Source organism: Sphingomonas sp. R-74633, from assembly GCF_013416555.1.
In the GTDB taxonomy this organism is placed as follows: Bacteria; Pseudomonadota; Alphaproteobacteria; order Sphingomonadales; family Sphingomonadaceae; genus Sphingomonas.
This window is the reverse complement of sequence record NZ_JACCFG010000004.1, coordinates 524,866-539,737: the sequence shown is the minus strand read 5'-3', so window position 1 is coordinate 539,737 and position 14,872 is coordinate 524,866. Positions and strand designations below refer to the sequence as shown.

Here is a 14,872-nt window from a genome sequence, read left to right as displayed (position 1 = left end):
ATCGCCTGTTCGAGGAGGCCGAGATGTTCGTACAGCGTATCGTCGCCCTTTGCGCCGCGGGCGCGCTCCTGCTGCCCTTCGCCGCTGCCACCGCGCAGGATCAGGACAATGGCAGCATCACCGTCACTGCGCCGCGCGTGGGCAAATGGTCGCCCGACGGCACCGCGACCGAGACGGTGGCGCATTCGATCCGGGTCAACATCTCCGACCTAGACCTCAGGACGCCCGCCGGCCTCTCCACCGCCGAGGCGCGGATCCGCCAAGCGGCAAAGCGCTCGTGCGACTGGCTCGACGCCAATTATCCCGCGGTCGACAGCGCGAAGGATTGCGAACGCAACTCGGTCGACGCCGCGATGACGCGGGCGCGCGCCATCGGCCAGCAGCCGTGAAGGGCGGGGCGATGCGCCAGCTGCTTGCGCCCGCAACGGCGGGTTCGCTGCTCCTGCTGCTGTCGGGCGGCGCCGCTTCGCAGGACGCGACGCCCAAGCTGCCGCCGGGCACACCGCAGGGCTATCTGACGGCGGCGGACTATCCCGACAGCCTGGCATTGCTGCCGCCACCGCCCGCGCCGGACTCGCCGGCCTTTGCGCGCGACGAGGCGGTGAGCAAGGCAATGGCGCGCGCACCCGGCAGTCCGCGCTTCGTCCAGGCGGCGAGCGATGCCGATCTCGGTCTCGCCCATGCCACGCAGACCTTCACCTGCGCCTCGGGCATCGCGCCCGATCCGAAGACGACGCCGGTGCTCTACAAGCTGCTGCTCAAGTCGATGATCGATGTGGGGCTTTCGACCTACAAGGCGAAGAACCATTATCAGCGCACGCGGCCGTTCGTGGCGCACGGCAACGCCACCTGCTTCCCCAAGGACGAGGCGGCGCTGCGCAAGGATGGCTCCTATCCGTCGGGGCATAGCGCGGTCGGCTGGGGCTGGGCGCTGATCCTCACCGAGATCGTGTCGCACCACGCCGATGCGATCCTGGCGCGCGGGCGTGATTTCGGCGAGAGCCGGCTGGTCTGCAATGCGCATTGGGCGAGCGACGTTGATGCGGGCCGGGTGATCGCCGCCGCCACCGTCGCGCGGCTCCACGCCGTTCCCGATTTCCGCAGCGACCTGCTCAAGGCCAAGGCCGAGGCGATGCGCGCACCGCTGGTCCCTGACGGCAAGTGCACCGCCGACGCCGCGGCGCTGCGCGGCTGAGCACCCGGCGGGCTCGGGCAAAGTCCCGAGGGATTCAGCGGGTTTAACCTGATTGGAGCGGCTCCGGGGCGGCGCGATCCTTTCCCGGCAACACGAGCTTGGAGAAGCGCGATGGATCGACGGAATCGTTTCAAGACAGGGCTGGCGGCGATCGCGCTGATCGGTGCGCCGGCGTTCGCGCAGGACGCGCCGCAAACCGCCCCGGCCAACCCGACCACGGCAGCCGCGACGGTCGATCCGCTCGCGGTGCAGGCGCTGGTCACGATGGGCAATTACATGAAGACGCTCAAGAGCTTCGAGCTGCACAGCAAGGCGACGATCCAGACCAGCATGGACGAAACCGATCTCAAGGTGACGCTCGGCCTCGAGAACACCTATCGCGTCCAGCGGCCCGACGCCTTCTTCATCGAGATCCGCTCGGACCGGCAGTTCCGCCAGTTCTTCTACAACGGCAAGACCTTCACCGTCAGCGTGCCGCGCCAGGGCTTCTACGCGGTGGTCGATGCGCCGGCGACGATCCGCCAAGTGGTCGACGGCATCTATGACGAATATGGGATCAGCCTGCCGCTGTCGGACATCTTCTACTGGGCCGATGCCGGCGCGCCGACCGACGGCATCCGCTCGGCGGTGCGCGTCGGCTTCGCCAAGATCGGCGGGGTCGATACCGACCAGTTCGCCTTTCGCGGCGATACGCTCGACTTCCAGGTCTGGATCGCGCGCGGGGCGAAGCCGCTGCCGATGAAGATCGCGATCACCGATCGCAGCGACCCGGTCCACCCGTCCTACGAAGCGGAGCTGAGCTGGGACACCGCGTCTAGGTTCACCCCCGCGACCTTCGCCTTCAAACCCCCGAGCGGCGCCAGCAAGATCCAGATGGCCAAGCTCGACAGCGTGGAGAAATAGGATGCGCCATTCGGCTCTTTTTCTCGGCGCCAGCGCGTTCGCGGCGCTGATCGCCACCACTGCCGGTGCCAGCGCCCAGCGCTTCGGCGGCGGCGGTTTCCATGCGCGCGGCGGCAGCATGCATGCCGGCGTGCCGAGCAACTTCCACGGGCCTGGCAGCGGCGGGGGTGGCATCCACCATCCCGACATCACGCCGCAGCGCCCCGGCGGGGGCGGAGGAGGCCGCCCTCCCGGGCCTGGTCCCGGCCCTGGCCCTGGCCCTGGACCTGGACCTGGACCTGGACCTGGGCCGGGACCCGGACCTGGCCCACATCCCGGCCCCGGGCCTGGCCCGGGACCCGGGCCACATCCGCCCGGACCGCCTCCGGGACCGGGGCCGCATCCGGGGCCATACCCCTATCCGCCGCCACCGCCTCCGGGATGGGGCTGGGGTTGGGGCTGGGACGATGATCCCTTCTGGGATGTCGCCGCCGGCGCGGTGATCGCCGGGACGACGGCGGCGGTGGTCTCCGCGGCGTCGCAGCCCGACGTCATCGTCATCGATACCGCGACCACGCCGGGCAGCATCGTCTACGCGCTGCCGCCCAATTGCCCGAAGGTGATCCGCGGCGATGTCACCTATTTTAGCTGCAACAACCTCTGGTACCGCCCGCAATATCTCTCCTCGGGCGTCTCCTATGTGATCGTCGCCCAACCCTGAGCCGCGATCACGAAAAAGGGCCCGCGCTTCGGCACGGGCCCTTTCTTTTTGCGCGGGAGGCTCAGCCCTTGGCGCGGGCAGCCGTCGCGGCGGCGCGGGCGGCATCGAGCTCCGCCTTGGTGACCACCCCGTCCTTGTTGGTGTCGACCCGGTCGAAGCCCGGGGCGGGTGCCTTGGCGAGCTCGGCCTTGGTGACCTTGCCATCCTTGTTGGCGTCCGCCTCGCTTATCATCGCGTCGAGCTTGGCGGCCATCTGCGGATTGGCGGCGGCGCGGGGGAAGTCGGCCTTGCTCACCACGCCGTCCTTGTTCTTGTCGAGGTCGCCGAACCGGGCGGTGCGCGCGGCGACATATTCGGCGCGCGTCACCTTGCCGTCCTTGTTGGCATCGGTGCGGTCGAACACCGCGCCGGGATCGGCGTGCGCGGGGCGGGCCTGGCGCGATGCCTCGGACGGCATGGCGAGCGCGAGCGCGGCGGACGAGGCGGTGACGAGCGTCAGGATCACGGTGCGGTGCATGGGAGCCTCCGAAAACTTGCGGGAATGCGCGGCGATGATGCGGGGGATTGCCGGGCGCGGGCATCGGGGGTCTCCCCGGGGGCGGGGGCGGAAGTCCCGCAGGGCCGCGGTAATTTTGGCGCGCCAGACCCGGGTATATCCCGATTGGCGGGGACGCGCGGGCGGCCGACAACGGACGCCTCCGACGGCGGCGATTCCCCTTGGCCCTGGTGTCGAGCATGGGACGCGAGGATCAGGCGCCGCCGCCGGGGGACCGAAAAGGGGAAGCTGGGCTGGTCCGGCGGCGTATCGGCCGGACCGGCCCTAAGCTTTTTCAGGACCGGCGGCCCTCGCTTTTAGAAAGCCTCGGAGATCCCGAAGTAAAAGGCCGGGCCGTTGAGCCCCACTGCGATATCGGCGCGCAGGTTCACGTCATTGCCGCGGAAGGGCTTGTAGCGCACGCCCAGGCCCATGCTGGGCAGGACGTTGCCGTCGTCGACGATGCCGAGGAGCGACGGCGCAATCCCGCCCACGCCGGCGAACACCACGCCGCCGATCCGCTTGTTGAACTGGTGGCGCAACTCGCCCTGCACCGCCCAGTTGACTCGGTCGCGGTAGCGGCCCGCTTCATAGCCGCGCAGGTCGGCGCCCTGGCCATAGTTGCACAGGTCGTAGAACGGCACGGTGCCGATGACGCCGCACAGCGATCCGCGCAGCGCCAGCGTGGTGCGGTCGCCGGTGGGCAGATAGAAGTTGCTCGCGACCTGGACCTTGCTGTGCTGGTAGCTGTTGCCGAGCGGCTTGATCCCCAGCATCCAGCTGCCCGACAGGAACATGCCGTGGCGCGGCAGCGTGGCGCTGTCCCGCGTGTCATAGGACACGAACGGCCCGAGCATCGACAGCGAGCTGTTCAGCTGGTCGTCGGGCGGCAGGCTGGTGCCCGGCGGCAGCGTGTCGGGCGGCTGGGCATCGTAATGCGAATATTTGTAGCGCAGCCCGACAAAGCCGTGGGGAAAGGCGCGGATCTGCGCCTGCGCCTGGACCGAGATGTTCTTGTTCTTCAGGTCGAAGTCGTTGCCCGCATCGCCGGCGGCGGCGCCGGTGCCGTAATATTTGAGCGGGCCATCGGTATAGACCGCGATCACGCGGAACCGGTATTTGTCCTGGCCGAGCGACATCGAATGGAACAGGCCGATGCCCTTGGTGCTGCGATCGGTGTAGAGAACGCCGGCGCCCGACACCCATTGCTGGGGCTCGTTATAGGGATTGTAAAAGGCCACGCCGCCCACAGCCAGCCCGGTGCCCGAGCTGGGGTTGGAGATCGGCACCGGCACGATCAGCAGGTCGCGCTTTTTCTTCTTCTTTGGCGCGTCGGTCTCCTGCTTCGCATCGGGCTTGCCCATCAGCTTCGCCTCGGCGGCGGCCGCATCCTGGGCGGTCTTGCCGGCATCCGGCACTTCCTGCGCGGCAGCGTGCGGCGCGGCGGCGAGCAGCGCGGCGATGCAGACATGGAGGTGGCGGCCCATCGGCAATGTCCCGTCGGAGGAGGCGATACCGGGAGGATAGGGGGGTGGCGGGCGCCAGCCATCGGGCAAAGCCACTAGGGGTGGCGGCGGAATATGCTGGTGGCCGCGGGCTAGCGAAGCATGTGCGCGATCGGCCTGGTGCTGCGATGCACCGTGCGCTGCAAGGTCGCGCCGCCAGTCGCCCGGCCCGGCCGGCGATGGGCCGAGGCCGTGTCGACATAGGGCACAATGTCTTCGTCATCGTCGCACGGATAGGCATCCTGCAGCGAATCGAGCAGCGAGACGCTGGCATATTCGGTGCGGCGATCGGGCTCGGACAGCATCAGCGTGAGGAACGCCTCGCGGACCTGGGAGAGCGTGACGCCCTGGTCGGGCAGGCAGAAGCTCATGTCGCCGCCATCGGTCATGCTAGCCTGGCCGATCATCAGCCCCTCGAACGATCCGCGGATATAGGCGGCGCAGGACTGGGCCGGTTGCCCGCCCGGGCCCCGGCACAGGTCCTCGAGCGCGCCGCCCAGCATCGGGCCGCCGGCGCCGCGTTCGCTGGCGGCGAGGTCCTGGGCATGGGCGGGCGCGGCGCAGCCCAGCGCCAGCGCGAAGAGCCAGGGTTCAAACCGCATCACTGCCTTCTCCCGGGATTGCGGCGGCCTCGGCGGTCAGGCCGCGATAGAGTGCGCCGGCGATCAGCGCGCCGGCGATGGGCGCCACCCAGAACAGCCAGAGCTGCTGGAGCGCGAGCCCGCCGACCAGCAGCGCCGGCCCGGTGCTGCGCGCCGGATTGACCGAGGTATTGGTCACCGGGATGCTGATCAGGTGGACAAGGGTCAGCGCCAGGCCGATCGCCAGCGGGGCGAGCAGCGGCGAGCCGCCCTTGCCGGTCACCGCCAGGATGACGAGCACGAAGCCCGCCGTGAGCACGGTCTCGGAAATCAGCGCCGAAGTCAGCGAGAAGCCGGCGGGCGAGCCCGCGCCATAGCCGTTGGTCGCCAGCCCGTTGATGGCCAGGTCGAAGCCGGGCATTCCGATAGCGATTGCCAGCACGGTGACTGCGCCGAGCAGCCCGCCGACCAGCTGCGCGGCGACATAAGCGGGAACGTCGCTCGCGGGAAAGCGGCCCGCGGCCCAGAAGCCCGCCGTCACTGCCGGGTTGAGGTGGCAGCCCGAAATCGATCCGAGCGCCGCGGCCATGGTGAAGACGGTAAGCCCGAAGGCGAAGGCCACGCCGACCAGGCCGATGCCCGCGCCCTGCGTGGCCAGCACCGCGCTGCCGCAGCCGCCCAGCACCAGCCAATAGGTGCCCACGGCCTCCACCGCCGCGCGTCGGGCCATCGGGATCGGCATGGCTGCCGCGTCGAGCCGATTGCCCGCGATCTTGGACTTGGTCTCCCGCCAGGACTGCACGTTCATTGCCGCCTCCCGCAAATTGGTGGCCGAGTATCGGCGCTGTGCCTGGCTCCGCCATCGGGGTGGCTGCCGATTTCCGGCGGGCATAATCCCCTAGCGCGCCCTAGGCCGGTTCGCTGCCCTGGGCCGGCTCGGCCGGCTTGCTGAACGTGTCGATGTCCTTCTCGAGGAAGAAGCCGAGCACGGTGCGGATCGTCGCGATTGCGGCAAGCTGGCCGATATCGGTCCAGGTCGGGGCGATCGCCGTGCGGATCAGGTCTGCGCCGAGCGCGAATTCGAGCGAGAGTACCAGCCAGCGTGCGAAGCCCAGCCACACGCCGCGGCGCAAATCGGAACCATCCCTAGGGTGTGTCAGGTAGCGGACGGCACCGATGACCGCATCCACTGCGCCGATGCAGACCGTGAGAATCACCATGGCTTCAAGCACGGTGGCCGTGTGGTGGGCGATCGGGGCAAGAAGTTCTTCCATGAGGGTCCTCCTCCTGATCTTCTCATAAAAATACGGGCAGAGACCTATCGGGGATTATGGGGATTTCGGCAGAGAAGAGTTCTGACTCGAAGGTTAACTCTAAAGTAACCAATCTTAGCGAAAACATATTGTAGATCGGTACTTTAACCGATTGAAATACTCGGGACATATAATATTATCGCTGCGGGAATGTCTCCTTGGTCCTTTAGGGATTAGGAGCACGGTAAGTTCCCGTGTTTCGAACTTGTGGATCGGGGCTACACATGTCGTATCTTTCGGGAGAACCCGAGGACGTTGGTGTTTCCGGCGCTAAGGGCGAAGCCAGTGTCTCGGGGTGGGCCGCCAGGGCCGAACCCATCATCGCGGTGCGCGGCGACGCGCGAAACCAGGTCCGTGCGGTCCCTGCCCAGGTGGCGGTGGTCGATGGCTGGTGGAATATCCTCACCGTCAACAGCGCCTGGTCCGAACGCGCGCTGCGCAGCGGCCGGGGCGACCGGCTCAAGGTCGGCGCCAATCTGAAGCAATATATCCACGATACGGATGATCTCGGCGCCGAGACCGCTGCGGCGATGCTCGAGGGCATGCACACGATCGAGACGCGCGCGCAGAACCAGTTCGCGCTCAACTATCGTGGCTTCGACGACGAGACGCATTACCAGTTCACCATCGATTGCTTCGAAGTCGGCGGGCGGCGCTACGCCACTGTCGCGCGCGTCAACGTGACCGAGCTCTACGATCTCAGGGCGCAGACGATAAAGCTGAGCTCGAACCTGATGCAGGCCCAGGCCAGCCTGGTGCGCGCGCAGGAAGACGAGCGCCGCCGCGTTGCCGCGGCGCTGCACGATACTGCCGCGCAGCACCTGGTCGGCGTCAATCTGGGCCTCGCCCGGTTGCGTGAGATCAGCAAGGACCCGACGGTGCTGGCGATGGCCGCGGAACTGAGCGGGCTGCTCGACGAATTCCACCGCGAGATCCGCGGCGTCACCTATGTGATGCATCCGCCCGAGATCCGCCGCAATGGCCTGCACGAAGCGGTGCGACTGCTCTGCGGCGGTTTCGCCCGCCGCACGGGGCTGGACATCGCGCTGCGCATCTATGGCGAGGACCGCCGGCGCGGCACGGCAGTGGAGGCCGCGGTCTTCCGGCTGCTGCAGGAAGCGCTGACCAATATCCAGAAGCATGCCGGCGCCAAATCGGTGCGTATCCGGCTGGGCAGCCGGGCCAATGCCTTCGTCATCGTGATCCATGATGACGGCGTCGGTCTGCCCAAGGATTGGGGACAGATGCTGGTGGGGATCGGCCTGCCGGCGATGAAGCGGCGGATCGAGGATCTGGGCGGTTGCCTGCACCTTGAATCCCGCCACAGCCGGACCGGCACGACCGTCGCCGCGATGATCCCGCGCCACAGCGCCGGCCTCGATTATCTGCCGGGCTCCGCACACGACCAGCCGGCCGCCGCTGCCTGAGCGGCGGCGGTCTGACCGCCGGTGCCGGCGGGGGTCTCTTTACGCCTGAATGATGTTGTTGCGCACCGCGAAGCGGACGAGCTCCGCCGTGGTGCGCAGTTTCAGCTTGTGCATGCACGAGGCGCGGTGCGTCTCGACCGTCTTCACGCTGATGCCCAGGATATGGCTGATCTCCTTGTTGATCTTGCCCTCGGCGATCAACTGGACGACTTCGCGCTCGCGGTGGGTGAGCGTGGCGTGCGCGGAGGGCGAGGATTCGAGGAAGCGCTCGAGCAGCGTTTCCGAGATCACGCCGGAGAAATAGGGCCGGTGGATCGACAGGGCGTCGACCGCGGCGAGCAGATGCTTCTCCGTGTCGGATTTGAGCACATAGCCCCGCGCGCCGGCGCGCAGCACGTCGAGCACCAGATTCTCGCGATCGTGCATCGTGTAGACGAGCACTTCGACCCGCGGGTTTTCGCGCTTCAGCGCCGCAGTGAGATCGAGCCCGTTCAGTTCAGGCAGCGAATAGTCGATGATCGCGATGTCGGGCTTGGACGATCGGGCCTCCTCGAGTGCGGCGCGGCCGTTCGAGGCCTCGCCCACGATGACCAGGTTGGGCCGCGTCTCGAGCAGCGTGCGGACGCCCCGCCGCACGACGTCGTGATCGTCCGCGATCAGCACGCGCCGGGTTGCGCTGCTCATTTCGGTGCCTCGATGGGCGGGAGTGGATCTGTCATTGCCGTGCCCCTGTTTGTTGCACATTCTTGTCCGATTCCCGGCCCCTGCATATCATGAAAAACCCTGATAAGCTGCGGGCTGTGGATAACTTCGCGGGATGTAACCGTGGGTGCTCGGCTATATCGGTACTGATACCGAGCCCGGATCGGGGCCTCCCCCAATATTGGTGCGCGCGGATTTCGATCATTTTCTGTCGGTCGTATCGAAGGAGACCGACCGATGAACGCCTATGACTTTGCACGAAGGACCGGCAGCGCGCTTATTGTCGGTCTTGGCCTCATGACGGCGAGTTGCACCGACGCGCCCGACATCAAGACCGACTATGACCAGACGGTCGATTACGCCAAATATCATCAGTATAGCTGGGTCTATACCGGCGTGCCCCAGGGCATGAACCCGCTGATGTTCGACCGCGTGCGCGGATCGATCGACCGCTCGCTCGCGGCGCGCGGCTATCAGCAGGTCGAGAAGGGCGATTTCGCCGTCGCCTTCACGCTCGGCCGGCGCGACCGGGTCGAGGTGACCGATTTCGGCCCCTATGGCCCCTATTATCGCGGCTGGGGATGGGGCGGTGCCGCCTATCGCAACGTCGATGTGCGCAACGTGACCGACGGCACCTTGGTGATCGACCTCTATGACGTCGCCACCAAGAAGCCGATCTGGCATGGCGTCGCCACCCAGGAGATCGATCCCAGCAAGGTCGACCAAGCGAAGATCGATGCCGCGATCGATGCGGTGATCGCCAAGTTCCCGCCCCAGCCGGGCACCAAGTAACCGCGCAAGCGCGACCGCGCGGCGAATGGGGCGGACGGGTAACTCCCGTCCGCCCTTTTTTCGTGCGTGGCGCGCGGACGGCAAAAGGGGCCGCGGTGTGAACGCGGCCCCTTCGAGCCTCCGGGACTCAGGGGAGGAGAGGCGCCGGAGAGAGTGAGCGCCCTTCCGCTGAGCTCGAGAGCGCCTTGCGGGATGACGGCGGAGCTGCCCAGTTCCGCCGCCTTCCCGTGGCCCGGATGAACGCGGCGGTCCGGGGGGGTGGGACCGCGCTCATTCGTACCGTTGCGCTGCGCGCCTGTTGAGAGCGGGTTCGCCCGCAGCGCCAAGCCATTATCTGCCTCGATGGGGCTGCGAACAATCGGGCGGAACCCTTATATCGACAGGGAATTACCCCGAAATTCACTCTATTGCGGCGCCTCGGCGGGCGCCTGCTTCTTGAGCCAGGCCAGATAGATCGCGACGACGATCACGCTGACGATCAGGAACAGCAGGATCGCGGCGAGCGCCGCGGGTTCCGCGCCGCTGGCATGGGCGATGGCAAAGGCCATGCCCGGGTGGCGCGTCGCCGCGGCAACCGCCAGCGCGCCCCGGTTCTCTGGGTCGGTGGCCAGAAAATGCCCGCCGATCACTGCCGCGGCGGAGGTCAGCGCGAAGGCGAAGATCGTGCCGCCGCCGATCATGCCGAGATAGATGCGGCCCTGCATCCACAGCACCAGGAGCACGAAGAGCCCGAGCACCACCACCGCGATCAGCGTCATCACCGGCGCGGCGCGCGCAGCAAGGCTCGGGGCCAGGCCGGCGAACGCCAGTCCGAGGATGATCGGCAGCAGGCCCGAGATGAAGGCCACCTTGGCGATCACCGCGGCGGGCGCGATCGCCTCGACGCCGAAGATCCGGTCGACCACCGCCATCGACAGCGGCACGATCGGGATGGCGAGCGTGATCAGCAGCAGATAGGTCGCCACGACATTGGCACGGTCGGCGCCGGTCTTGGTCGCCTTGCCCGGCACCAGCGGCGCGAGTGGGGAGACCGCCATCAGGATCAGCCCCGCGGCAATCGGCCGGGGCAGGTCCAGCGCGAGGGTAAGCAGCACCGCGACCACCGGCACGACCACATTCACTGCGATCAGCGCACGCAGCAGGAAGCGGGGATGCCGCACCTGCTCGACCACGTCGCGCCACGCGCATTGCATGGCCACCGCCATGATCAACAGGAACATGCTGGCCTGGACGAGCAGGCCCACCAGCTGCTTGGCATTCTCCATCGTGCGGCTCCCGGTTGCGAGCGCCGAGCCTAGGGGAAACGGCGGGCATCCGGGCTCGGGGGAAATGCGCAGGAACGGGTGGGGCTTTTGCGGATGGCCCGGCGGATCAGAAGGCCTCGCCCAGGCTGAAATAGACCGCATGCCCGTCATTGCCGAAGGCCAGGTCGAGCCGCAGGTTGATGTTGTTGCTCTTCGACGCCTGGTAGCGGATCCCCGCGCCGACCGAGGGCAGGAGGTCGCTCTTCCCCAGTTCCTCATAGCTCGAGCCGACGCCGCCCACGCCGCCAAACACCACCGCGCCGAAGCGGCCGAACAGATGCTGGCGCACTTCACCCTGCGCCGCCCAGGTCACGCGGTCACGGTAGCGCCCCGTCTCATATCCGCGCAGGTCGCCGCCCGAGCCGTACATGCACAGATCATAGAAGGGCGCGGTGCGCGAGACGCTGCAGGTGGCGGCGCGGAAGGCGACGATCGTCTTCTTCGCGAGCGGCGCGTAGAAATTGGCGCCGACCTGGAGCTTGTTGTGCTCGAAGTCGCTGCCGAGGAACCTGGCGCCGAACATCCAGGTCGCCGTGACATAGGTGCCGCCGGTCGGATTGAGCGAGCTGTTGCGGCTGTCATAGGTCAGCGAGGGGCCGAGCGTCGCCAGCGTGCTCTTCAGCTCGATCGGCGGCAGCGCGAGATCGGGAAAATTCGGATGCGGGATCTCCGCGTTGGAATCCATGCCGATATATTGGAAGCGCACTCCGGCGTAGATGTGCTTCGCCATCCGGTATTGCGCCTGGGCGAGGCCGAGGAACGTCTTGTCCTCGAGGTCGACATGCACGCCGCGATCACCCGCCGCGCTGCCGATGCCGTAGAATTTGAGCTTGGCGTCGCCATAGCCGCCGAACGCCATGAAGCGGAAGGCGTCGTGCCCCAGCGACATGCTGTGGAACGCGCCGATCGCCTTGGTGCCGGTGCTCGTCGCAGTGACGCCGATGCCACTGATCCAGGGCGAGGGGGCGTGATTGGGGTTGTAGAACAGCACGGCGGCAACCGTCGCGCCGGTGCCGAGCGCCGGGTTGGAGAGCGGGATCGGCACGATCAGCAGATCGGGTTTCGACTTCTTCGCCTCGGCGCCGGGGGTGGTGAGCGTCTCGCTCTGGTCGCGCACCTGCTCCTGCGGGTGTTCCTGCGCGGCAGCGGGCAAAGCGATGAGGAGGCATGCAGCCCCGGTGATCGTGCATCGCATCGCTCCAGCCTCCCACGCTCGGTGGATATACCGAGCGCAGGATAGTCAGGGGCGACCTGCTACCTATCGGGAGATACCCGCAGCCCCGCGACGGACAAACCCGGCTAGAAGATCCGCCGGATCGAGAGCAGCAGCGTCCGCCCGTCGGGATCGAGATAGGCACCCTGATAGGCGAGCGGCGTCGCCCCCGCTGCGTCGGTCACCTTCTGCCGCTCGCCCAGCAGATTGGCGATCGACAGGCTCACCCGCGTGCCGCGCGCCCAGTCCTGCCCGCGGAAGCGGTTGGCGAGATTGGCGAAGACGCGCAGCTCCAGGGTGGCGAGCGCACCGAAATGCAAGTCTCCGGCCGGTGACGTGCCGTCGACATCGGCCGCGCTCTTCCAGTTGCCCGACAAGCGGACGCCCAGGCCATTGTCGATCACGCCGGTGCTCAGCTGTACGCTGTGGCGCGAACGCGGAGTGCCGCCCAGCGAGCCGCCGTCCATCAGGTCGATCGGCGCCATGCCGTCGCGCAGGGTGACTTCGTCGCGCAGGATCACGCTGTGATAGAGCGAGAACTGGAAGCGCGCGCCATTGTCGCTGCCGCCGCCGCCGGGGCCGCCGGGCCCCCCGCGGAAGCCACCAGGGGGAAGGCCGAACCCGCCGGGGCCACCCGGGCCACCGCCGGGCGGCGGTCCAAAGCCTTCGGGGGGCGGGCCTCCGGGTGGCGGACCGAAGCCATCGGGCGGACCGTCGAACCCGCCGGGGCGGCCGGGCCCCGAGGGATCGCGCATCTCGCGGCCATTGACCACGATCTCGCCGTCCTCGCCCTGCGGCGGCGGCCCGCGCTCGACATCCGAGCCTTCGGGCGGCCGGCCGGAGCGGGCTTCCCCGTTCGGCCGGTCGCCCTCGGGCCTGTCGCGCATCCAGGGCGGCCGGAAGCCCGGCGGGGGCGTCGGTCGCCTGGGCGCGCGCAGAACCTGAGTGAAGTTGATCCCCCAGCGCAGCTGCTCGCGATCCTCGCGGGCGATGTTCACTGCGCGGGTATCGATGCTGATAAGCTGCCCGGCCGCATCGCGCTCGAACCGGTCGGGGAAAGCATCCTCGAGCGCGGCCGAGCCGTCCGCGATGCTGACGATCGCATTCTCGGTGCGGCTGTTGTTGTAATTGGCGGTGAAGCTCAGATTGAGCTTGCTCCACGGCTTGGCGGTCAGCCCCAGCTTCACCACGTGCCGGTCATCGGCCTTGAGCAGCGGATTGCCGCCGGAGATCCGGCTGACCGTCACCGTCTCACCGGTCGCGGGGTCATAGGCGCGGACATTGTCGGTTATCACCACCGCGTCGCCGCGCTGGGCGAGCGTGGGCGCCACCCGGTCCTCATTGACCGCGGCGATCAGGCTGACCCCGGTCAGCGGCGTCCAGTTGAGCCCGTAGCCGAAGGTGCCGAGCGTGCCGTAATCCGAAACGCGGGTGACTGCGGCGTTGATATTGGCGGTGAGCTTGCCGAGGAAGGGCAGCGCGCCCTTGGCGCGGCTGGCGATCGGCAGGTCGAGGCTGATCTGGCCGCTGGCATTGGTGCGATCCGAACTGCCCGACGACTGCAGGTTCTCCAGCATGCTGGTGGTGCTGAGCGAACTGAAATCGGCACCGACGCGGAGACTCACCGAGGCGTCGCCGGCGGGCAGGGGCAGCAGCTTGCCGTTGACGAGCAGGCTGGCATTGCCGCTATCGGTCAGCGAGGTGGCGCGGTCGGTGCCGATCAGGCCGGCATTGTCGTCGCGGTCCGTGTCGCGCCGGGTGTCGCTATGGCTGTAGCCGGCCACTGCCGACAGCCGCCAGCGCTTCGAGAGATCGCTGTTGAGCGTGACCCCCGTGCTCAGGCTCGCGGTGCGGCTGTTCTGGCGCAGCGGGTCGTCCGAGAGGAAGCTCGTGCCGCCGAGCGGAAGGCCGTTCAGCCCGTCGCTGGTCGCATAGTCGCCGCGCAGGTTCACCGAGAGGTTGGTCTGGGTGCTGAGCTGGTGGGCGATCGTGGCGTTGACGCCATAGCTGCGCGTCGCCGGCTTGAGCGTGCGGTAGGCGCGGTCGTCCGAGCCGTCCGAAGCCATGGTCGCCGGCACCAGGTCACGCTCGCTTTCGAGCAGCGAGGCGGTGGACTTGGCGCGCGCGGCGATGTTGACCCGGTCATTGTCGCGGATGCGGGTATAAGTGAAGTCGCCGGCCTCGTTCTCGCCCTGACCCTCGGTCGCCATGCCGCCGTTCAGATTGGCGACGCGGCCCTCGAAACGGCGGCGCAGGATGATGTTCACCACCTTGCGCTGTGCGTCATAGCCATATTTGAGCGCGACTTCCTCCGGGAGGATGTCGATGCGGACGATCGACTCGGTCGGCAGGTCCGAGACTTCGTTGACGCCCGAGATACGCTTGCCGTTGACCAGCACCACCGGGCCTTCGTCGTCGCGGCCCTGCGCGCTCGAAGTCTGTTCGGCGATCGCATCAAGCAGCTCGCTGACCGTGCCGACGCCGTATGCGTCGATATCGGCACGGCCGAGCTGGTTCTCGGGCGGGATGTCACCGATCACCGATCCCGGCGGCGCCTTGCCGGTGACGATGATCTCGTCTTCCTGCTGCTTCGGCTGCGGGGCATCCTGCTTGGGCGGCGGGGCCTGGGTCTGGGCGTGCGCCGCCGGGGCGAGCGCGACCAATGCCGCGCCCGCGAGCAGCTTCATCCTGATTGTCGTCAT

General features: G+C 67.8%; 15 protein-coding genes. 6 read left to right on the top strand and 9 right to left on the bottom strand.

The annotated features are described in order from the left end of the window. Positions 1 to 23 precede the first annotated feature (23 nt). The 4 genes from HZY97_RS15875 to HZY97_RS21015 all read left to right on the top strand — a co-directional run bounded on the left by HZY97_RS15875 (position 24) and on the right by HZY97_RS21015 (position 2,798). A complete protein-coding gene (locus HZY97_RS15875; protein ID WP_180145782.1) occupies positions 24 to 389 on the top strand; it encodes a UrcA family protein in 366 nt (121 codons plus the stop codon). An 11-nt stretch (positions 390 to 400) separates the two neighbouring features. Beyond that, positions 401 to 1,195 (top strand): phosphatase PAP2 family protein, encoded by a 795-nt coding sequence (locus tag HZY97_RS15870; RefSeq protein ID WP_180145780.1) that lies wholly within the window; start codon positions 401 to 403, stop codon positions 1,193 to 1,195. A 111-nt stretch (positions 1,196 to 1,306) separates the two neighbouring features. Further along, on the top strand, positions 1,307 to 2,098 hold the full coding sequence (locus HZY97_RS15865; protein WP_180145777.1) for a DUF2092 domain-containing protein: 792 nt from the start codon (positions 1,307 to 1,309) through the stop codon (positions 2,096 to 2,098). A gap of 478 nt (positions 2,099 to 2,576) precedes the next feature. Next, positions 2,577 to 2,798: a hypothetical protein gene (locus HZY97_RS21015; RefSeq protein WP_257215102.1), complete on the top strand. Its 222-nt coding sequence runs from the start codon at positions 2,577 to 2,579 to the stop codon at positions 2,796 to 2,798. Between the two features lie 61 nt (positions 2,799 to 2,859). Here HZY97_RS21015 and HZY97_RS15855 read toward each other — a convergent pair whose 3' ends face one another. The 5 genes from HZY97_RS15855 to HZY97_RS15835 all read right to left on the bottom strand — a co-directional run bounded on the left by HZY97_RS15855 (position 2,860) and on the right by HZY97_RS15835 (position 6,693). Next, the gene (locus HZY97_RS15855) at positions 2,860 to 3,315 is read right to left on the bottom strand and encodes an EF-hand domain-containing protein (RefSeq protein ID WP_180145771.1); all 456 of its coding nucleotides are present in this window, start codon (positions 3,313 to 3,315) and stop codon (positions 2,860 to 2,862) included. 335 nt (positions 3,316 to 3,650) lie between these two features. Then, positions 3,651 to 4,820 (bottom strand): BamA/TamA family outer membrane protein, encoded by a 1,170-nt coding sequence (locus HZY97_RS15850; protein WP_180145768.1) that lies wholly within the window; start codon positions 4,818 to 4,820, stop codon positions 3,651 to 3,653. Positions 4,821 to 4,930: 110 nt separating this feature from the next. Next, positions 4,931 to 5,440, bottom strand: coding sequence for a Rap1a/Tai family immunity protein (locus HZY97_RS15845; protein WP_180145765.1), 510 nt, complete (start codon positions 5,438 to 5,440; stop codon positions 4,931 to 4,933). Beyond that, positions 5,430 to 6,149: an aquaporin Z gene (gene aqpZ / locus HZY97_RS15840; RefSeq protein WP_218943117.1), complete on the bottom strand. Its 720-nt coding sequence runs from the start codon at positions 6,147 to 6,149 to the stop codon at positions 5,430 to 5,432. Before aqpZ ends, HZY97_RS15845 begins: the two co-directional genes overlap by 11 nt. 178 nt (positions 6,150 to 6,327) lie before the next feature. Beyond that, positions 6,328 to 6,693, bottom strand: coding sequence for a DUF1622 domain-containing protein (locus HZY97_RS15835; RefSeq protein ID WP_180145762.1), 366 nt, complete (start codon positions 6,691 to 6,693; stop codon positions 6,328 to 6,330). 263 nt (positions 6,694 to 6,956) lie between these two features. On the opposite strand from HZY97_RS15835, the gene HZY97_RS15830 reads away from it, so the two are divergent. Further along, positions 6,957 to 8,159 carry a sensor histidine kinase gene (locus tag HZY97_RS15830; protein ID WP_180145759.1) on the top strand — a complete coding sequence of 401 codons (1,203 nt, stop codon included), beginning with the start codon at positions 6,957 to 6,959 and terminating at the stop codon, positions 8,157 to 8,159. Between the two features lie 39 nt (positions 8,160 to 8,198). On the opposite strand, the gene HZY97_RS15825 is transcribed toward HZY97_RS15830, so the two are convergent. Further along, positions 8,199 to 8,843, bottom strand: coding sequence for a response regulator transcription factor (locus HZY97_RS15825; protein WP_180145756.1), 645 nt, complete (start codon positions 8,841 to 8,843; stop codon positions 8,199 to 8,201). 255 nt (positions 8,844 to 9,098) lie between these two features. Between HZY97_RS15825 and HZY97_RS15820 the strand changes: the two genes are divergently transcribed. Continuing rightward, on the top strand, positions 9,099 to 9,653 hold the full coding sequence (locus HZY97_RS15820; protein WP_257215101.1) for a DUF4136 domain-containing protein: 555 nt from the start codon (positions 9,099 to 9,101) through the stop codon (positions 9,651 to 9,653). Between the two features lie 404 nt (positions 9,654 to 10,057). Here HZY97_RS15820 and HZY97_RS15815 read toward each other — a convergent pair whose 3' ends face one another. From HZY97_RS15815 to HZY97_RS15805, 3 genes are all read right to left on the bottom strand, one after another. Continuing rightward, positions 10,058 to 10,918: a hypothetical protein gene (locus HZY97_RS15815; RefSeq protein WP_180145753.1), complete on the bottom strand. Its 861-nt coding sequence runs from the start codon at positions 10,916 to 10,918 to the stop codon at positions 10,058 to 10,060. A 106-nt stretch (positions 10,919 to 11,024) separates the two neighbouring features. Continuing rightward, positions 11,025 to 12,152: a BamA/TamA family outer membrane protein gene (locus HZY97_RS15810; protein ID WP_180145750.1), complete on the bottom strand. Its 1,128-nt coding sequence runs from the start codon at positions 12,150 to 12,152 to the stop codon at positions 11,025 to 11,027. 104 nt (positions 12,153 to 12,256) lie between these two features. Then, a complete protein-coding gene (locus HZY97_RS15805; RefSeq protein ID WP_180145747.1) occupies positions 12,257 to 14,872 on the bottom strand; it encodes a TonB-dependent receptor in 2,616 nt (871 codons plus the stop codon).

Coding starts and splice junctions, on each gene's coding strand:
- HZY97_RS15875 (WP_180145782.1), top strand. CDS start 24: ATGTTCGTACAGCGTATCGTCGCCCTTTGCGCCGCGGGCGCGCTCCTG.
- HZY97_RS15870 (WP_180145780.1), top strand. CDS start 401: ATGCGCCAGCTGCTTGCGCCCGCAACGGCGGGTTCGCTGCTCCTGCTG.
- HZY97_RS15865 (WP_180145777.1), top strand. CDS start 1,307: ATGGATCGACGGAATCGTTTCAAGACAGGGCTGGCGGCGATCGCGCTG.
- HZY97_RS15855 (WP_180145771.1), bottom strand. CDS start 3,315: ATGCACCGCACCGTGATCCTGACGCTCGTCACCGCCTCGTCCGCCGCG.
- HZY97_RS15850 (WP_180145768.1), bottom strand. CDS start 4,820: ATGGGCCGCCACCTCCATGTCTGCATCGCCGCGCTGCTCGCCGCCGCG.
- HZY97_RS15845 (WP_180145765.1), bottom strand. CDS start 5,440: ATGCGGTTTGAACCCTGGCTCTTCGCGCTGGCGCTGGGCTGCGCCGCG.
- aqpZ (WP_218943117.1), bottom strand. CDS start 6,149: ATGGCCCGACGCGCGGCGGTGGAGGCCGTGGGCACCTATTGGCTGGTG.
- HZY97_RS15835 (WP_180145762.1), bottom strand. CDS start 6,693: ATGGAAGAACTTCTTGCCCCGATCGCCCACCACACGGCCACCGTGCTT.
- HZY97_RS15830 (WP_180145759.1), top strand. CDS start 6,957: ATGTCGTATCTTTCGGGAGAACCCGAGGACGTTGGTGTTTCCGGCGCT.
- HZY97_RS15825 (WP_180145756.1), bottom strand. CDS start 8,843: ATGAGCAGCGCAACCCGGCGCGTGCTGATCGCGGACGATCACGACGTC.
- HZY97_RS15820 (WP_257215101.1), top strand. CDS start 9,099: ATGAACGCCTATGACTTTGCACGAAGGACCGGCAGCGCGCTTATTGTC.
- HZY97_RS15815 (WP_180145753.1), bottom strand. CDS start 10,918: ATGGAGAATGCCAAGCAGCTGGTGGGCCTGCTCGTCCAGGCCAGCATG.
- HZY97_RS15810 (WP_180145750.1), bottom strand. CDS start 12,152: ATGCGATGCACGATCACCGGGGCTGCATGCCTCCTCATCGCTTTGCCC.
- HZY97_RS15805 (WP_180145747.1), bottom strand. CDS start 14,872: ATGACGACAATCAGGATGAAGCTGCTCGCGGGCGCGGCATTGGTCGCG.